Origin of the sequence: Fulvitalea axinellae (assembly GCF_036492835.1) — a bacterium.
GTDB classification, from domain to species: Bacteria; Bacteroidota; Bacteroidia; order Cytophagales; family Cyclobacteriaceae; genus Fulvitalea; species Fulvitalea axinellae.
This window is the reverse complement of record NZ_AP025314.1, coordinates 4,134,505-4,149,687: the sequence shown is the minus strand read 5'-3', so window position 1 is coordinate 4,149,687 and position 15,183 is coordinate 4,134,505. Positions and strand designations below refer to the sequence as shown.

Annotated in this window: 11 protein-coding genes; 5 read left to right on the top strand and 6 right to left on the bottom strand. The window is 46.1% G+C overall.

Annotated elements, in window-relative coordinates:
* Positions 1-10 precede the first annotated feature (10 nt).
* The 3 genes from AABK39_RS15725 to AABK39_RS15715 all read right to left on the bottom strand — a co-directional run bounded on the left by AABK39_RS15725 (position 11) and on the right by AABK39_RS15715 (position 5,422).
* Positions 11-3,613: a SusC/RagA family TonB-linked outer membrane protein gene (locus AABK39_RS15725; protein ID WP_338392297.1), complete on the bottom strand. Its 3,603-nt coding sequence runs from the start codon at positions 3,611-3,613 to the stop codon at positions 11-13.
* A gap of 107 nt (positions 3,614-3,720) precedes the next feature.
* Positions 3,721-4,749, bottom strand: coding sequence for a FecR family protein (locus tag AABK39_RS15720; protein ID WP_338392296.1), 1,029 nt, complete (start codon positions 4,747-4,749; stop codon positions 3,721-3,723).
* A gap of 70 nt (positions 4,750-4,819) precedes the next feature.
* Positions 4,820-5,422 (bottom strand): RNA polymerase sigma-70 factor, encoded by a 603-nt coding sequence (locus tag AABK39_RS15715; protein WP_338392295.1) that lies wholly within the window; start codon positions 5,420-5,422, stop codon positions 4,820-4,822.
* A gap of 375 nt (positions 5,423-5,797) precedes the next feature.
* Between AABK39_RS15715 and AABK39_RS15710 the strand changes: the two genes are divergently transcribed.
* Positions 5,798-6,685 carry a glycerophosphodiester phosphodiesterase family protein gene (locus AABK39_RS15710; protein WP_338392294.1) on the top strand — a complete coding sequence of 296 codons (888 nt, stop codon included), beginning with the start codon at positions 5,798-5,800 and terminating at the stop codon, positions 6,683-6,685.
* 257 nt (positions 6,686-6,942) lie between these two features.
* On the top strand, positions 6,943-8,409 hold the full coding sequence (locus tag AABK39_RS15705; RefSeq protein ID WP_338392293.1) for a DUF2961 domain-containing protein: 1,467 nt from the start codon (positions 6,943-6,945) through the stop codon (positions 8,407-8,409).
* 88 nt (positions 8,410-8,497) lie between these two features.
* Here AABK39_RS15705 and AABK39_RS15700 read toward each other — a convergent pair whose 3' ends face one another.
* Positions 8,498-9,166, bottom strand: coding sequence for a VOC family protein (locus AABK39_RS15700; protein ID WP_338392292.1), 669 nt, complete (start codon positions 9,164-9,166; stop codon positions 8,498-8,500).
* A 359-nt stretch (positions 9,167-9,525) separates the two neighbouring features.
* Between AABK39_RS15700 and queA the strand changes: the two genes are divergently transcribed.
* Both queA and AABK39_RS15690 read left to right on the top strand, forming a co-directional pair.
* On the top strand, positions 9,526-10,572 hold the full coding sequence (gene queA / locus AABK39_RS15695; RefSeq protein WP_338392291.1) for a tRNA preQ1(34) S-adenosylmethionine ribosyltransferase-isomerase QueA: 1,047 nt from the start codon (positions 9,526-9,528) through the stop codon (positions 10,570-10,572).
* Positions 10,573-10,639: 67 nt separating this feature from the next.
* A complete protein-coding gene (locus AABK39_RS15690; RefSeq protein ID WP_338392290.1) occupies positions 10,640-11,311 on the top strand; it encodes a 2-C-methyl-D-erythritol 4-phosphate cytidylyltransferase in 672 nt (223 codons plus the stop codon).
* 87 nt (positions 11,312-11,398) lie between these two features.
* Here the strand turns inward: AABK39_RS15690 and AABK39_RS15685 are convergent, their stop codons facing one another.
* Together AABK39_RS15685 and AABK39_RS15680 are read right to left on the bottom strand one after the other, a co-directional pair.
* The gene (locus AABK39_RS15685; RefSeq protein ID WP_338392289.1) at positions 11,399-11,620 is read right to left on the bottom strand and encodes a DUF2795 domain-containing protein; all 222 of its coding nucleotides are present in this window, start codon (positions 11,618-11,620) and stop codon (positions 11,399-11,401) included.
* 244 nt (positions 11,621-11,864) lie between these two features.
* Positions 11,865-13,103, bottom strand: a complete 1,239-nt coding sequence (locus tag AABK39_RS15680; RefSeq protein ID WP_338392288.1) for a DUF349 domain-containing protein — start codon at positions 13,101-13,103, stop codon at positions 11,865-11,867.
* A 347-nt stretch (positions 13,104-13,450) separates the two neighbouring features.
* On the opposite strand from AABK39_RS15680, the gene ettA reads away from it, so the two are divergent.
* On the top strand, positions 13,451-15,133 hold the full coding sequence (gene ettA, locus AABK39_RS15675) for an energy-dependent translational throttle protein EttA (RefSeq protein WP_338392287.1): 1,683 nt from the start codon (positions 13,451-13,453) through the stop codon (positions 15,131-15,133).
* Positions 15,134-15,183 lie beyond the last annotated feature (50 nt).

Genomic DNA, 15,183 nt, shown 5'->3' with positions numbered 1-15,183 from the left:
TTTCAAGAGATTAAATGCCCAATTTCACCGCAAATCCGTAAACTCTGCTCAATGGCGCACCGCCATTACTCATAGCGGATCCGGATTTATTCCTTACATTACTGTTAGGGTTCACGCCGTCAGGCAATGAGGTATAGAGGTAGCCGAGGTTTCGGCCGAAGAGAGAGAGGTCAAGGCTGTGGAGGCCGATCCTGTCAAGGAATTTGCGGTCAAACCTGTAAGAGAGGCTCAGTTCGCGGAGCATTACCCAACTTGATTCGAGGATGGCGTGCTCCCTGATACCGGAATTCCAGTTGCCTAGCGCCCAGTAATAATCGGCTGCGTGAAGTGGTTCTACCAAGCCTTCGTCATAAGCCTGTTGCCAAGTGACACCACTTACGTCTTGGTTGTTGATTTTTGTTCCGTAAGGGAAAACCCCACTAGGGATAATGCCATCTACATATGTTTCGCCGTCGGCCGATTCCCACTTGATTCCTCCGTGAGCCTCATCTCTTCCAAAGAGGGTGCTTTTAAGGATACCGCGTTCAATCCCGTAATTGTATTCGGCATTGGCTATGTCAGCGCCAAACTGCATATCTATCAAGGTGCGAAGAGTTAGTCCTTTCCAACGGAAGGTGTTTGTAACTCCACCAAACCAGTCGGGCATCATGTTACCCACTTTAGTTCTCTCGTTGCTTCTTACATAAGTTCCGCCTGGATGAATTACCTTCATACCGTTGCTCGGGTGGTCGATTTCAGTATCGCCATCCATGTGCTGGTAGCGGGTGAAAGCGTAACGTGTTTGAAGTATACCGTACTCTTCGCCGACAACAGCGTATGATTCGACATCCATGCCACCGTCAAGTCTTTTCTCAGTGACGTTGTCATGCAGATCGTTGATCATGTTTCGGTTTCGCGTATAGTTGAAGCTAACATCCCAGGAAAAGTTTGTCGTTTTGATGGGAGTTGCACTTACGAGTAATTCGAGGCCTTGGTTTTCGATGTCTCCTGCGTTGATAACCATTCCGGTGACACCGGTTGTCGATGGTACGCCCAAGGAAAGGATCTGATCGTAGGTGTTGTTCTTATAGTATGCGAGGTCTATACCGAAACGATTCTTGAAGAAGCGGAGGTCCACACCGAATTCTATCGATTTCTGTCTCTCAGGTTGTAAGTTGTCGTTTGGGATGGTGTTGTTTGAGAATTTGTAGTTTAGGTATTCCTTTCCGCTGTTGTCAATGTAGCTACCGTCTTTTTTGAAGCCCACATTCAGATAAGAGTATGGAGAAGGGTCCGCGCCCACTTCTGCATAGGAAGCTCTGAATTTTGCGAAAGTGACAAAAGCAGGCATTTCGAAAGTTTCCGAGAATACCCATGATCCAGCGATTGAAGGGTAAAGAAAACTGTTGTTGCCCCCGCCGTCGGGTCTAGTTAGCGCGGAGTTCCAATCATTACGTACGGTGGCGTCAACGAAGAGCATATTTTTCCATGCGACGTTGGTGAACATATAGACCGATTGGATCTCCTTACGACCATTTTCCACGGCCTGTGTTTTTGGGTCTTTTTTAGAGTTGCTTAGCGTGTATACACCAGGGACAATTAATCCGCCTTGTGTGAAAGCCCTAGTGTATGATTGTTTTGTTTCGAATCGTTCCGCACCAAGGGTTGCGCTCACGTCCCAATCTTGCCCAAAGGATTTTGTGGCTGTCAGTAAAGATTTAACTGTTAATTGATTTTTCCTTTGGTGTTTGAGTGAAAATGACCCACCAGCTTGATTTACACCACCGCCAAGTTCTTCGAAGGTTTCTTTGAACCCATATGAGTATGCGTTTACAGTTGTCTGAAGTTGCAACCAATCGAGGATGTCGTATGATACGGTAAAGTCACCTCTGAATGCGTCTTCGTCTCGAGTGTAGTTGTTTTCGTAGATTCTCCACCAGAAATCACGGCCGGGATAGGATGACTCTGATTGGCGCCTTACCCCCTCTTCATCTTTATAAAGTTCCAGCCATTTGTTGGTATTATAGCTTCTGGGCCAACGGTACCAGTAGTTTTTCCCCAAACTTTTATTTCCCTCCCGAACGGGGTTTAGAGCTTCGCTGATTGTGTAAGAAAGGCCAGCATTGGCATGTATTTTCTCCGTAACTTGGTGTGTGGCCCGCAGGGTGAAGCTATTTCTGGTGAAGTCGTTGTTAGGCAAGACACCATCTCGACGAGTGTTGGAATAGGAAAGCCTGAAGGTGGTGAGGTCATTGCCTCCGCTAAGGCTTACGTTTAGATTTTTGATAGAGCCTTGGTCATAGCCGTCGATGTAGTTGTCTGGTTGCGGATCAAAAGTGGTCCATTGGCCGTCATAGTCTCGGACTTTTTGACCTTTCATTTTCGGTCCGTAGCTAAAAGAGGCATGGCTGCCGAGATTCAGATAGGGTTCCCCTTCATTGTTAGTAGGGAAGCCGAGGTAGTCGTCTTGTTCGTGCTCTACAGTACGGTACTCTATGCCTGCCCCGAACTCGTCTTGGAAATCCATGCCCCCGTACACGTCTTCGACATTATGCGTATAAGAAACGTCAATGCCGAGGCCTTTTCTGTTCTTACCGGTCTTGGTGATGATCAGAATGACGCCATTTACCGCTCGGGATCCGTAAAGAGCCGATGCCGCGGCACCTTTCAGAACGCTTACACTTTCGAAATCGTCTGGATTGAGATTTTTTAAATCGTTACCCCAATCTGTGCCACCAGAAGTGCCGTTGTCCATGATCACGCCGTCTACTACGTATATGGGTTGGTTGTTGTTCTTCAAGGTGGCGTTACCCCGGATGATAATTCTTGAACCACCGAAAGACCCTGACGCATTCTCGTTGATCTGTACGCCCGCTACTCGACCCGCTAATCCGCTGACAGGATTGATTTCTGACCCAGTGGCTAGTTCTGCTCCCTTGACCTCGGTTACGGCATACCCGAGTTTCTTTTTTTCTCTTTTCATGCCGAAAGCGGTCACAACGACATCGTCCAATTGCTCTACTGAGGGGCTCAAACTGACTTCGATGTTGGAGCGCCCATTCACAGCAACGTCCATAGGATCGTAACCGATTGACGAGACTACTATCGAAGCGTTTTTATCAACGATTATCAGGAATTTTCCGGAGAGGTCGGTGATTGTACCGTTGCTGGTGCTACCTTTTTCCATGATGTTGACGCCGAAGAGGCCTTCGCCTGATTCAGAGTCTTTGACTGTTCCCGTAACTCTGATTTTTTGTTCTTGCTGAACAATGTTGGCTTCGGGTTTTTTAGCTTCAGGCCCCTTTTTGCTGATCAAAATCGACTTCCCGATGATCTCGTACTTTAGGCCTGTGCCTTTCAGGATTTGCCCCATGCAAGCTTCGATCGAGGCTCCTTTTACATCATAGGAAACCAATTGGCTAGCGTCGATCTGGCCGGCCCGGTAGGCGATTTTGTAGCTGGTGATCGTTTCGACTTTTTCGAACGTCTTGGCTAAAGTTTGTTTTTTCCCACTCAAAGTGAACAGGTCTTTGGGGAAGGCCTGCGCAGCGCTGAGAAGAAAAAAGAGCATAAATGCCCATCGCCACCTTCCGCCAGTAGAGGAAGTGGCTTTTGAAAAGTAAAGCATTTTCATAGCTTTGCAATGTTTATAGTTATCGAATTTGGAGAGAGGTGTTTTAGCGGACCCTCTCTCTTCTCCTTTTTGGAGTCTGCGAAAAAAAAGCGTTGCGTGATGACGCCTTAGCGGTATACCTTAATGGTATTGCCTGAAAACGCGTATTGGAAATCGGCCATCCTGCTGATAACTTCCAGAATATCCTCTATACTGTCTTGTTTGTCGAACGTGGCTATGATCTGTATATCCATGCAATTTTTGGCTTTGGCGTAATCGAATCTGTAGCCGTGTAACCTTTCCAGTTGAAGAAAAACCTCTTTTACGGTAAGGGGCTTGGCTAAAATCCGGCCACGAAGCCACGCTACATGGGGTGCTACATCCACGGAATCGATCTGTATAACTTTCTCACCTTTACGGATTACGGCTTGTTCTGAAGGCGATATTTCGACTTCCGAGTCACCGTTCTTCACTTTTATTTTTCCTAAAACCAGCGTGGTAACAATTTCGCCTTGTTCAGCATAATCTTTAATATCGAAGCTGGTTCCCAATACTTTTATCTCGGAGTCTTCCACCTCTACCACAAATGGTTTTTTGGGGTTATGGGCTACTTCAAAGAAGGCTTGCCCCTTCGCTAAACGTACTCTACGCTCGTTTCCTCCGAATTTCGATTGGTAATGAAATACAGTTCCTCCGTTTAAGGTTACTGATGTTCCGTCATTCAAAATAGTGCAAAAGCGCTTTCCAAACGGGACGTGAACTTCCAGGTCTTGTGCTAATTCACCAACAACGCTGTGGTTATATTCAGTAAGGGTGTCGTTGTCGATCTTCCCTCCGTTGATCGATTGAAGATCCGAATGGACCAAAACAGTTTTGCCTCCCCTGACCAATCGTACGTGCGAATCAGTTTCGGAATAGGGAGGGCTATTAAAGAGAAAAAAGGTTACAGCGAATAACGCAATAGCTACGCTAGCCGCAATACCCGAGCTCCATATCCAGCGCCTCTTCCCTTGGGCTTTTCTCGCTTCAATCCTCTTTATATCGGCAACACACCGTTCCCAAACCGGCTCGGCGTTCCACTCTTCTTGCTTCAAAAGTTTGTCCAGCAGCTGCTCTCCATCCGCACTCTGCCCTTTTATGTCCTCCTTGCCTTTCATAGTTCTTAACTGGTAAATCGTTTGCCGAAAGCGAAACCCCTATTCCGAAATGAAAATATTTTAAAAAAAATTACAGTGACTTAATAAATCGTTCGTAAATCACAGAGAGTTTGATCGCTACAGCAATTAAAACAACACTAGCCAAAACATACTTTGGCAACCCCTTTTTGAGCCTCTTGAGAGCTTTTCCGATATGATTTTCAACTGTTTTGGTGGATATGCCCAAAAGTTCCCCTATTTCTGCATAGGACATTCCGCCGATGCGGCTCATCAGAAAAACGTCTTTGCACTGTGGCGGGAGTTGTGCGATCAGCAAGTCCACGGACTCTTTGAGTTCCTTGTATTCGACGTGTTCCATAGACTCGGCCTGCGACGAGCTTCTGTTGGCTGTCTTTCCGAAGTTGTCTGTATGGCGCTTTTCGACTTCTCGTTTCCTGTATAGGTCGATGATTTTGTTTCTGGCCATTCGGAATAGGTAGGGCCGGAGATCCCGTTCCCGAAAACTCACTTTTCCTTTTTTTGACCAAAGGTCCACGAACAGCTCTTGGACTATGTCCTCGGCGTCCAAAGTGGAACCGGTAGATTTCTTGACGTAATTAAAGATCAGAGTAGCGTTTTTATCATACAGTGCTTTGTAGTCGGCTAGTTGTTCGTTTAGCGTTGGTTTCTTCATTTCTATAATACCACTGTTACGTACCAGCAAAATTGGACGGAAAATACAGTACGCATATAAGCGTGACCGAAGCGAAAACGGCGTGGTGTACCGCCTTCCTTTAGCGAGAAAAATTATAGAACCTACTCGGTGTTTAAGCCAGACCCGAGCATGTGGTCCCATGATAAGCCTTTATTTATTGAATTTCAAATAAAAACTAGAAAAGGCAATACTAAACATGTGGTAATATCAATATTCACAATGTTTGGTTAGGTGTGAATTGCTTAACCTTAAGTATAAAACGCCTTAATCCAAAATTAACCAAGAAGATTAATCATACTGCTATTTTTACATAAAAACATTCGGTGTGCAATTTTTGACAAAAACGAAACCGTTATGAACACGTTGCGAATATCCTTGTTACTAAGCCTAATATTTCCGCTTATGCTTTCTTGTGATTCAAATAATCCGAAGCCTGATATTCAGGGTCATAGAGGAGCGCGCGGGCTGATGCCCGAGAATACCATTCCGTCGTTTATCACTGCGTTGGAATATGGCGTGAATACTTTGGAACTCGATGTGGTCATCAATGGCGACGGAAACGTGTTGGTGTCTCACGAGCCGTTTTTTTCCGCCCATATCAGTACCGCTCCTGATGGGAGTGAGGTCAGCGAAGAACTGGAAGCCAGCTTGAATATTTTCCGGATGAGCCAAACTGAGATCAAGCGCTTTGATGTGGGGATGCGAAAACTGTCGAGTTTTCCAAGGCAAGAAAAGATGAAGGTGAGCAAGCCTCTCCTTTCCGAAGTCTTCGAAGCCGTAAAAGAATACCAGATCAAGCATCCGAGTAGGACTGTAGCTTATAATATCGAGATTAAATCGGTGGAAGGACAAGAAGGCCTTACCCAGCCGGATGTGAAAGTTTTCTCAGATGCGGTAGTGTCCGTTATCCGAAAGCATGTTCAGATAAAAAACGTCAATCTGCAGTCGTTTGATTTCAGGGTTCTACGGTATCTTCATGAGAAATACCCCGAGATCCGTTTGGCCGCTCTTGTCGAAAACGGTAAAAGCATTGAGGAAAACCTCACGGATCTCGGTTTTTTGCCCGAAATCTATAGCCCGGAATATATTCTTCTCGATCAGGATTCGGTAAAGATGCTCCACGAAAAAGGTTTGCAGGTTATACCATGGACAGTGAACAATGTAAGCGACATGAAAAAGCTGACCAGTTGGGGTGTTGACGGAATTATAACCGACTATCCCGATAGTGCAAAATCGTTGTAGGTTAGAACCGTATGATACCTGAATGATGCGTCTTTTATTCTCATTTGGTACCCCACTCAGCCCCATACTCAGTTTGTAACGAGCGATTGATTGTCTGAAAAACCTATAAAATTCGTGTCTGTTGTAGCTTAAACGTTTTTGCTAATGCGGTGATGTTGTTGTTTTTATTTATTTGCCACCGAAGGTTCTATCGTTGTCATAGCCCGCTTTTTGTGTTTGGGCGAACCTCGCAAATATCTTAACAAAACAACTGCATTATGATGGTATTTAAACGGGCGATAGGGATGTTTATAGCGTCTCTTTTTTGCGCCGTCACTAGCTTCTCTCAAACCGTAAGCGTGTCTTCGGAATTGGAGAAAATGATTTCCGTGGACCATTTTTGGGAAACACAAGAGTACACGACTTATCAATATTCCGGATTTAACCGCAAAGGAAACAATCCCGATGATGTTAACTCCCTTTACAAAGAAGGGAAGTGGCATGTATACGCCGACTGCGAGGGTCCTGGTGTGGCTACCCGGATTTGGTCGACTTTCAGGCTGAACCGAGGTTGGGGAAATATGAAAGTGGAAGTGGACGGTAAAACGATCTACGAAGGGCCTACAAAAGGCTTTTTCGAGTCGGGTTTGCCATTCGCCGCGCCAATGTCGCAGATTGAGGTTCGTTCGGCCGAAGAAGGCAAAATTTTCGGGATTTGCCGTGTGCCGATGCCTTTCACCAAGCGTTTTCGTTTTATGCTCGACAAGCCAAATTACAATATTGTTAACATCAAACGTTTTGACTCGCCAGTTGCCATAAAGTCTTTTACAACAAACTTTACCAATGAAGAAAAGGCCGCTTGGGAAAAGGCGAACAACGCTTTTGCGGATAAAAATTTTATGGCGAACAAAGTGAAGCGTTACCGTAAAGTCAGCAAAAAGGCGAATCTTAATCCTAACGGAGACGTAGAGATAAAGCTTGACGGTTCGGGGATTATTCGTGGAATTGAGCTTGACGCGGACAAGGAGACTCTGAAGAATTTGCAAATGAAGATCTTCTGGGATGGAGAGTCCCGTCCTTCGGTTGATGTTCCCGTAGAGCTCGGTTTCGGATCGAACGAGCAAAGTACGCTATTACTTGGCGCTAATAAATCGGGAAAGTACAATTATATTCCGATGCCTTTCCAGAAAAATGCCCGTATTTCCATTCATAATAATTCTTCAAGAAAGCTGAAATTCAAAGTGTCCATTTTCAGGGAAAAAGCTGATGTGGCGAATGCAGTAAAGAAGCTTAGGGCGAAAGCCAATTCCGGGAAGTATTATATCAAGAGTTCTCAGCCACCTTACCCGAAAGCTCCGCTCAACGAGTATTTCTACAAAAACGGATTTACGGTGTTGGACACCCACGGCGCAGGTCACGTGATCGCTTATTTGGATTATTTCGATTGTCAGCCCGAACTCGACGAGCATATTTTTGTGGATGAGAAGAACAACTTTCCGAACAACCTCTGGAACGGAACAGGGCACGAAGACTTGTTCGATATGTCATGGGGACACTTTAACAAATCCTCGGCTTATGTTTCTGGAGGTAGCGAGCACGCCAAGGAAGTGAACACCAGAATCTTTTGGGAGTCGCCGATTACTTATAAAAAATCGTTGAAGTTTAACTGGGAGTGGACTCCGAATATTTATAAAAACCCGAATCGTGACGCTGGGTTCTCTACGGTGATTTATTATTACCAATAAATCAGAAAAGTTGAGATATTAAGAGCTTGATCCTTGTTGGATTACGTGTCAGGGCGGGAGATTGGTTAATACCAATTTTCCGCTTTTTTTATCTCAAACGGAACTTGTCACCTGTAAATTCTAGGTTTGAAGTTCTTTCTTCAGTCTCCACCAAAATATGAAAGCCAGATGCGTAGACTTTGTCTCCGCAGGGCAACCAGTCCTTTTTGTTTCTGTTCACCAAGATAAAAAGCGCCCGTTCCTCTCCGGTCGCGCAGAATTGCTCGAACGAACCGTCGTATATTGACACGCCCAAATTATTTTCCAAAAACCTGAAAGCGGGTTCGATATCGCTTGTCGCCACTCCAATTTCGCTGATTTCCACTATGCTGTTACCGCCAAAAGGTGTAGAGGTTTGATACTCCAAATTGCGCCGAGCGATGAATTCCACAATATTTCTGTCAGTATCATAAAAGTACATTGACTTGGCGTTCCAGTTCACAAAATCCTGTATTTCGGTTCCCTGTTTGTCAGTCAGTATTTTCACCCGTTTTTTTAACCATTCTATAGCTTCCGCTTCTGAATGTGAGGGAATGTTGAAGGCGAAATGATAGGGAGTAGCAGTTTCCGATTGCTCGAATTCGAGAATGGATCTGCCGGCCAGCACTTTGAAATTGTCCGCCTCGGATTCTAATAATGTCATCCCGAGTGTCTTTGTATAAAAATCTTCCTGTTTTCGGAGTTGTGTGGTGAAAAGTTTGAGTTCTCTGAATATCATGTGTTGTGATTTTGGATAAAGAGATTTTCCCTCTGATTCTCATAAGGCTTTATACATGATAAATCCCTGCCCGATTTGGTTTTCAGTGACTGTAAGTTGATAGGCAAGGAGCTTCTTATCTCGTATTTGCCCTTTTCTCGATCAAGAAACGGGCAAAAATCGTGGAGATATTTTTCGTCAGAAGCGAATCATTCTTACCACTCCGTAGTTTTTATTATCCGTAATGCGGAAATCCGTAAGGCTTCCGTATCAGGTCGCTATGAATTTCTTCTTTTGTATTAAATTAATGCGGAAAATTCTTAACTTTGTCTGCTTAGGCATGCTGTTACTGTCTGTCCGGATACAATACAGGTAATTATATGAAGTTATCAGAGTTCAAGTTCGATTTGCCAGCCGATTTGCTGGCCCAATACCCGGTCGAAAACAGGGACGAGTCCCGTTTGATGGTTGTTCATAAAGACACTGGAAAGATTGAGCACAAGGTCTTCAAAGACGTCATCGACTATTTCGACGAAGGTGACGTGCTTGTGACGAATGACACGAAAGTTTTCCCCGCTCGCCTTTACGGCAACAAGGAGAAAACCGGAGCGAAGATCGAAGTGTTCCTGCTCCGCGAACTGAACAAGGACCTGCACTTGTGGGACGTGTTGGTTGATCCCGCCAGAAAAATCCGGGTAGGGAACAAGCTCTACTTTGGCAATGGCGATTTGGTGGCCGAGGTCATCGACAACACAACGTCGCGCGGAAGAACGATCCGTTTCCTTTACGAAGGTGAGGACGAAGAGTTCTACCGTCTTATCGATTCGTTGGGCGAAACGCCGATCCCTCGCGAGCTTCAGCGCGAAGCCGAGGCTTCTGACCGTGAGCGTTATCAAACTATCTACGCCAAGAACGTAGGAGCCGTAGCTGCGCCAACCGCTGGCCTGCACTTTACGCCGCATTTGTTGAAGCGCCTTGAGATCAAGGGGATAGACATGAGCGCCGTGACACTTCACGTTGGTCTTGGAGCTTTCCGTCCAGTGGATGTGGAAGACCTTACCAAGCACAAAATGGATTCGGAGAATTTCAAAATCGCCGAGCCGACTGTGGGTATGGTAAACAAAGCCCTTGACAACAAGCGTAGAGTGTGTGCAGTGGGTACTACCACAATGCGCGCGCTTGAGTCGTCAGTTTCCGCCGCAGGAAGACTTAAGGACTTCGAAGGTTGGACCGACAGGTTTATCTTTCCTCCTTACGATTTCAAAATCTGTAGCGGTTTGATCAGTAACTTCCACCTTCCGCAGTCAACGTTGTTGATGATGGTTGCGGCTTATGGCGGTTATGAGCTGATTATGGACGCATACCAAGAGGCGATCAAAGAAAAATATCGCTTCTTCACATACGGAGACGCAATGCTGGTGCTTTAATATCAGCTTTCAGGAATTTATAAATTGCACCCGCTTTAACAGAGCGGGTGTTTTTGTTTTCGGAAAAATGAAACGATACGCTCTAATAGTGGCAGGCGGTAGCGGTAGCCGTATGGGCTCCGCATTGCCGAAACAATTTTTGGAAGTAGGGGGAATCCCAATCCTTATGCGAACGATTGATGCGTTTGCAAATATGAAGGATGTCCCCGAAATCATCTTAGCGCTTCCTGAGAATCAAATTGATTTTTGGAGAGAATTGATTGAGAAACATAATTTTCAAACTTCCCATACTGTAGTAAAAGGTGGCGCTAGTCGATTTCAGTCTGTGAAAAACGGATTGGATAAGCTTCAGGGGGGCGGATTGGTGGCCGTACACGATGGCGTTCGACCATTTACACCGGCTAATGTGTTGGACGAAGCCTATAAAACCGCTGAGAAAACGGGAAGTGCCGTTGTGGCCGTCGAGCTGAAAGATTCGATTCGTGAGATTGACGGGGATGGAAATAGTGAGGCCAAAGACAGGGCTCAGTATCGTTTGGTGCAGACTCCGCAGGTGTTTGGTCTAAAAAATCTCAAAGACGCTTACGCCCAACCGGAGCAGAGTAGATTTACGGACGACGCTTCAGTGTTTGAGGCCTTTGGCGGTAAGATAACTTTGACGCAAGGTGCTTACGAAAACATAAAGATCACCACACCGGAAGATATGGTTTTCGCCGAGGCTTTTGTGAAGAGCCTGTAATATAATACTATACAAACAAGACGAGAGAGGTGTGTCTTACATCTCTCTCGTTTTATCTTCTGTCGATATTGCCCGTTCGTTACGGAATCAATATTCGTCTTCGTTGAAGAAGAAGTCTTCTTTCGTCGGGTAATCCGGCCAAATTTCCTCTATGCTTTCATAAGGCTGGCCGTCGTCTTCCAGCTCCTGAAGGTTTTCGACCACTTCCATTGGGGCTCCGGAACGGACTGAGAAGTCAATCAATTCGTCCTTGGTTGCTGGCCAAGGAGCATCTTCGAGATAAGAAGCTAGTTCAAGTGTCCAGTACATATATTTTTCCTCCTGATATCGTTATCTAAAACAGTCGTGCAAAAATAAAATTAAATCGAAAAAATGAAACTAAAACCGCTATTTTTTCGACGTTAATTCTATCCCTGATTTTAGTTGATAGACGCACGTATTGAAAAAATGTTGTACGGCGAAATGAAAAAAAATCGGGCCTGTCCGATTCGCACCGTCACAAGCCCGTTAATATCTCATTGCTCTCCCAAAGAGCCCTTTCGGATTCTACGGGTTATGATTTCGATTTTTGTTGGAAGTGTTCCATCAGTTTCTTTTTCACCTGAACCTTCCTGGTTTTGATCTCTTCCTTACCAGAAACGATGCTGTTGAAGGCCCCTGAGTTGGCGTGAAACTTCTCCATATTCTCCTTAAACACTTCCAATTCGCGCATGTCGCGTTGTAGCAGGTCGCGAACAATTCTCAAACGGATCTTGTTTTGCTCCGTTTCGTCCTTGTCTTTGAAGCCTTTGAATTTGGCTGTGGCCAATTTCTCCACAAACAGTCGCTCGTTTACCCAATCGGTGGCGTAGAAGAAGCGGTCAGCCAATTCTTTTGACGCCCCGCCTTTTGGCAAGCGTTTCCAGTCGCCAACCAAGCGCTTGATAGCTTCGGGGGTAGCGTCTTCATTAGCCATAAAGGCTTCGGCCTTTTCCACCAATTCGGCTCTGAGAACACCCGCTTTTTTCGAGCGATTTTCTTTTCTGAGAGATTTCAGCTTGTTGAAAACGTCGTCGTTCGCCTTGCGGAAACGAGACCAGAGCGCCGTTCTGACTTTAGCGGGGATAGAGCCGAGCTCTTTCCATTGCTTTTGCAAAGTCTTCAGCTTCTCGGCCGCCGCTTCGATGTCCTCGGTGGTTCCGAGTCCCTCGGCTTCCTCGACGAGCTTTTCGTATTCCTTGATGCTGGCTTCCACCAATTGTTGGCGCTCAGCGTACAGGTTTGACTTCTTTTCGTAGAATTCCGAACGCATTTTTTCGAAAACGCCTTCGACTTCCTCCCGCGACTCTTCGCCCACGGCGCCGGTTTTCAGCCAACGAAGATTAAGGTCTTTGAACTTCTCAGAGGCTTCCCTCATGTCATCCATAGCCACAATCAATTCCGCTTCGGCCAATAAGGCGCGCTTGATTTCCAAGTTCTTGACGCGGTTCTTAAGGATGATCTCCTGTATCTGGACCTCATACCTGCCGAGGCTCTCAAACAATGGGACAAAATCTCCGATCGCGTCAAATTCGGCCAGATATTTTCTCAAATGGACCAATTTCATCAAGTATGAGCCCTTGTTTGTCGCTTCCTCGATGGCTTTGGCCAACTCATCCACTTTGTTTTGGGCAATTTCGAAACGGTCTTCGAAATACTTGAGAGAAGAGGCCTCGTCCTCCTTTACCTCACCAATTTCTCTGTCGGGGAACTCCAAGAACCCTTTGAGAAACACTTTGCCGTCTTTAATATAACCGTATTCGTTCGATTCCAATGTTTGCAAGCCTTAACTTAAATATGACAGAATCCTTTTCGGCAAAGCTAACCATTTAAGCGTAAACAATCACATGCGGAGGGATTTTTTACGGCCACTCAAAGGAATTTACTTCTCCGAGTAAGGTTTTGTGCGTTAAGCCTTATGGGCTATGGCCGAAGCGCTTCCCTATTTTTTGAAGGACGCTTTAAAAAGATTACTTTTGTGAGGCGACGAAGAGGATTGATATCCAACCGTTGTTTCCGTAAATACAGGAATCTCGGTTTGGGGCGATCCAGTTTTTCCACTAAACGTTGCAAGCTTATCCGCACCGCCCTTCAGGGCCTGTCAAAAAGAACATCCTAAACATGAGTGACGAGAAAATAATCTTTTCAATGGCCGGGGTCAGTAAGACCTACCAGCCAAACAAACAGGTGCTCAAAAATATCTACCTGTCGTTTTTTTATGGAGCGAAAATCGGTGTGCTCGGTCTTAACGGCTCGGGTAAATCGTCGTTGATGCGAATTATCGCCGGAATCGACAAAGAGTACCAAGGCGAAGTGGTGTCCGATACCGGTTATTCGGTGGGATATCTTGAGCAAGAGCCTGAGCTTGATCCGGAAAAAACGGTAAGGGAAGTGGTGGAAGAAGGCGTGGCTACAACCGTGGATCTGCTTCGCGAGTTCGACGAGATCAACCTGAAATTCGCCGAGCCGGAGATTCTTGAGGATCCCGACGCCATGGACAAGCTTATCACCCGCCAAGGCGAGGTACAAGAGCAGCTTGATCAGCTAGACGCTTGGAATCTCGATTCAAACTTGGAACGCGCGATGGAAGCCTTGCGCACGCCTCCCGGCGAAGCCAAGGTGGCGAACCTTTCCGGTGGCGAGAAGCGCCGTGTGGCCTTGTGCCGTCTGTTGCTTCAGCAACCCGACGTTCTTCTTCTTGACGAACCTACCAACCACTTGGATGCCGAATCAGTACTTTGGCTTGAGCACCACTTACAACAATATAAAGGTACGGTAATCGCCGTGACTCACGACCGTTATTTCTTGGATAATGTAGCGGGTTGGATCCTTGAGCTTGACCGCGGAGAGGGTATTCCGTGGAAAGGGAACTATTCTTCTTGGCTTGACCAGAAACAAAAGCGTTTGGCTCAAGAAGAAAAGACTGAGTCGAAACGCCAGAAGACATTGGAGCGGGAGCTCGAATGGGTGAAGATGACACCTAAAGGCCGTCACGCTAAAGCCAAAGCCCGTCTTAGCGCATATGATAAACTCGTTTCCGAAGAAGGGAAGGAGAAAGAAGCGAAACTCGAACTCTTTATTCCTCCGGGGCCACGTTTGGGAACCAAAGTTATTGAGGCGAAAGGCGTTTCCAAGGCATTCGGTGAGAAGTTCCTTTATGAGGACTTGAACTTTATGCTTCCGCAAGGCGGTATCGTAGGTATTATCGGGCCTAATGGTGCCGGTAAAACCACGCTTTTCAAAATGATCACAGGGCAGGAACAGCCGGATGACGGATCGTTTGAAGTGGGTGAGACGGTGAAAATCGCTTACGTTGACCAGGAACACGACGACATGAAGCCTGATTCGACTGTTTGGGAAACCATTTCAGACGGAGAGGAGTTGATCGATTTGGGAGGCCGTCAGGTGAACTCACGTGCTTACGTTAGCAAGTTCAACTTTAGCGGAGGTGACCAACAGAAAAAAGTGGGTCAGCTTTCGGGTGGTGAGCGTAACCGTGTACACTTGGCCATGACGCTAAAACAAGGCGCCAACATGCTTCTTCTTGACGAACCTACCAACGACTTGGACGTTAATACGCTCCGGGCATTGGAGGAAGCGTTGGAGAACTTCGGCGGATGTGCGGTGATCATTTCCCACGACCGTTGGTTCCTTGACAGGGTTTGTACCCACATTCTAGCGTTCGAAGGGGAGTCGCAGGTGAAGTGGTTTGAGGGTAACTTCAGCGAGTATGAGGAGGACAGGATGAAGCGTCTGGGAGACGTGACGCCTACCAGAATCAAGTACAAAAAACTGACAAAGTAGCCTTAACCCTTTGATTGATTTATTTTTACGGGACTGTTTGACGATACGGA

Excerpts from the sequence above, each read along its gene's own strand:
- AABK39_RS15725 (WP_338392297.1), bottom strand. The coding sequence starts at position 3,613 with ATGAAAATGCTTTACTTTTCAAAAGCCACTTCCTCTACTGGCGGAAGG.
- AABK39_RS15720 (WP_338392296.1), bottom strand. The coding sequence starts at position 4,749 with ATGAAAGGCAAGGAGGACATAAAAGGGCAGAGTGCGGATGGAGAGCAG.
- AABK39_RS15715 (WP_338392295.1), bottom strand. The coding sequence starts at position 5,422 with ATGAAGAAACCAACGCTAAACGAACAACTAGCCGACTACAAAGCACTG.
- AABK39_RS15710 (WP_338392294.1), top strand. The coding sequence starts at position 5,798 with ATGAACACGTTGCGAATATCCTTGTTACTAAGCCTAATATTTCCGCTT.
- AABK39_RS15705 (WP_338392293.1), top strand. The coding sequence starts at position 6,943 with ATGATGGTATTTAAACGGGCGATAGGGATGTTTATAGCGTCTCTTTTT.
- AABK39_RS15700 (WP_338392292.1), bottom strand. The coding sequence starts at position 9,166 with ATGATATTCAGAGAACTCAAACTTTTCACCACACAACTCCGAAAACAG.
- queA (WP_338392291.1), top strand. The coding sequence starts at position 9,526 with ATGAAGTTATCAGAGTTCAAGTTCGATTTGCCAGCCGATTTGCTGGCC.
- AABK39_RS15690 (WP_338392290.1), top strand. The coding sequence starts at position 10,640 with ATGAAACGATACGCTCTAATAGTGGCAGGCGGTAGCGGTAGCCGTATG.
- AABK39_RS15685 (WP_338392289.1), bottom strand. The coding sequence starts at position 11,620 with ATGTACTGGACACTTGAACTAGCTTCTTATCTCGAAGATGCTCCTTGG.
- ettA (WP_338392287.1), top strand. The coding sequence starts at position 13,451 with ATGAGTGACGAGAAAATAATCTTTTCAATGGCCGGGGTCAGTAAGACC.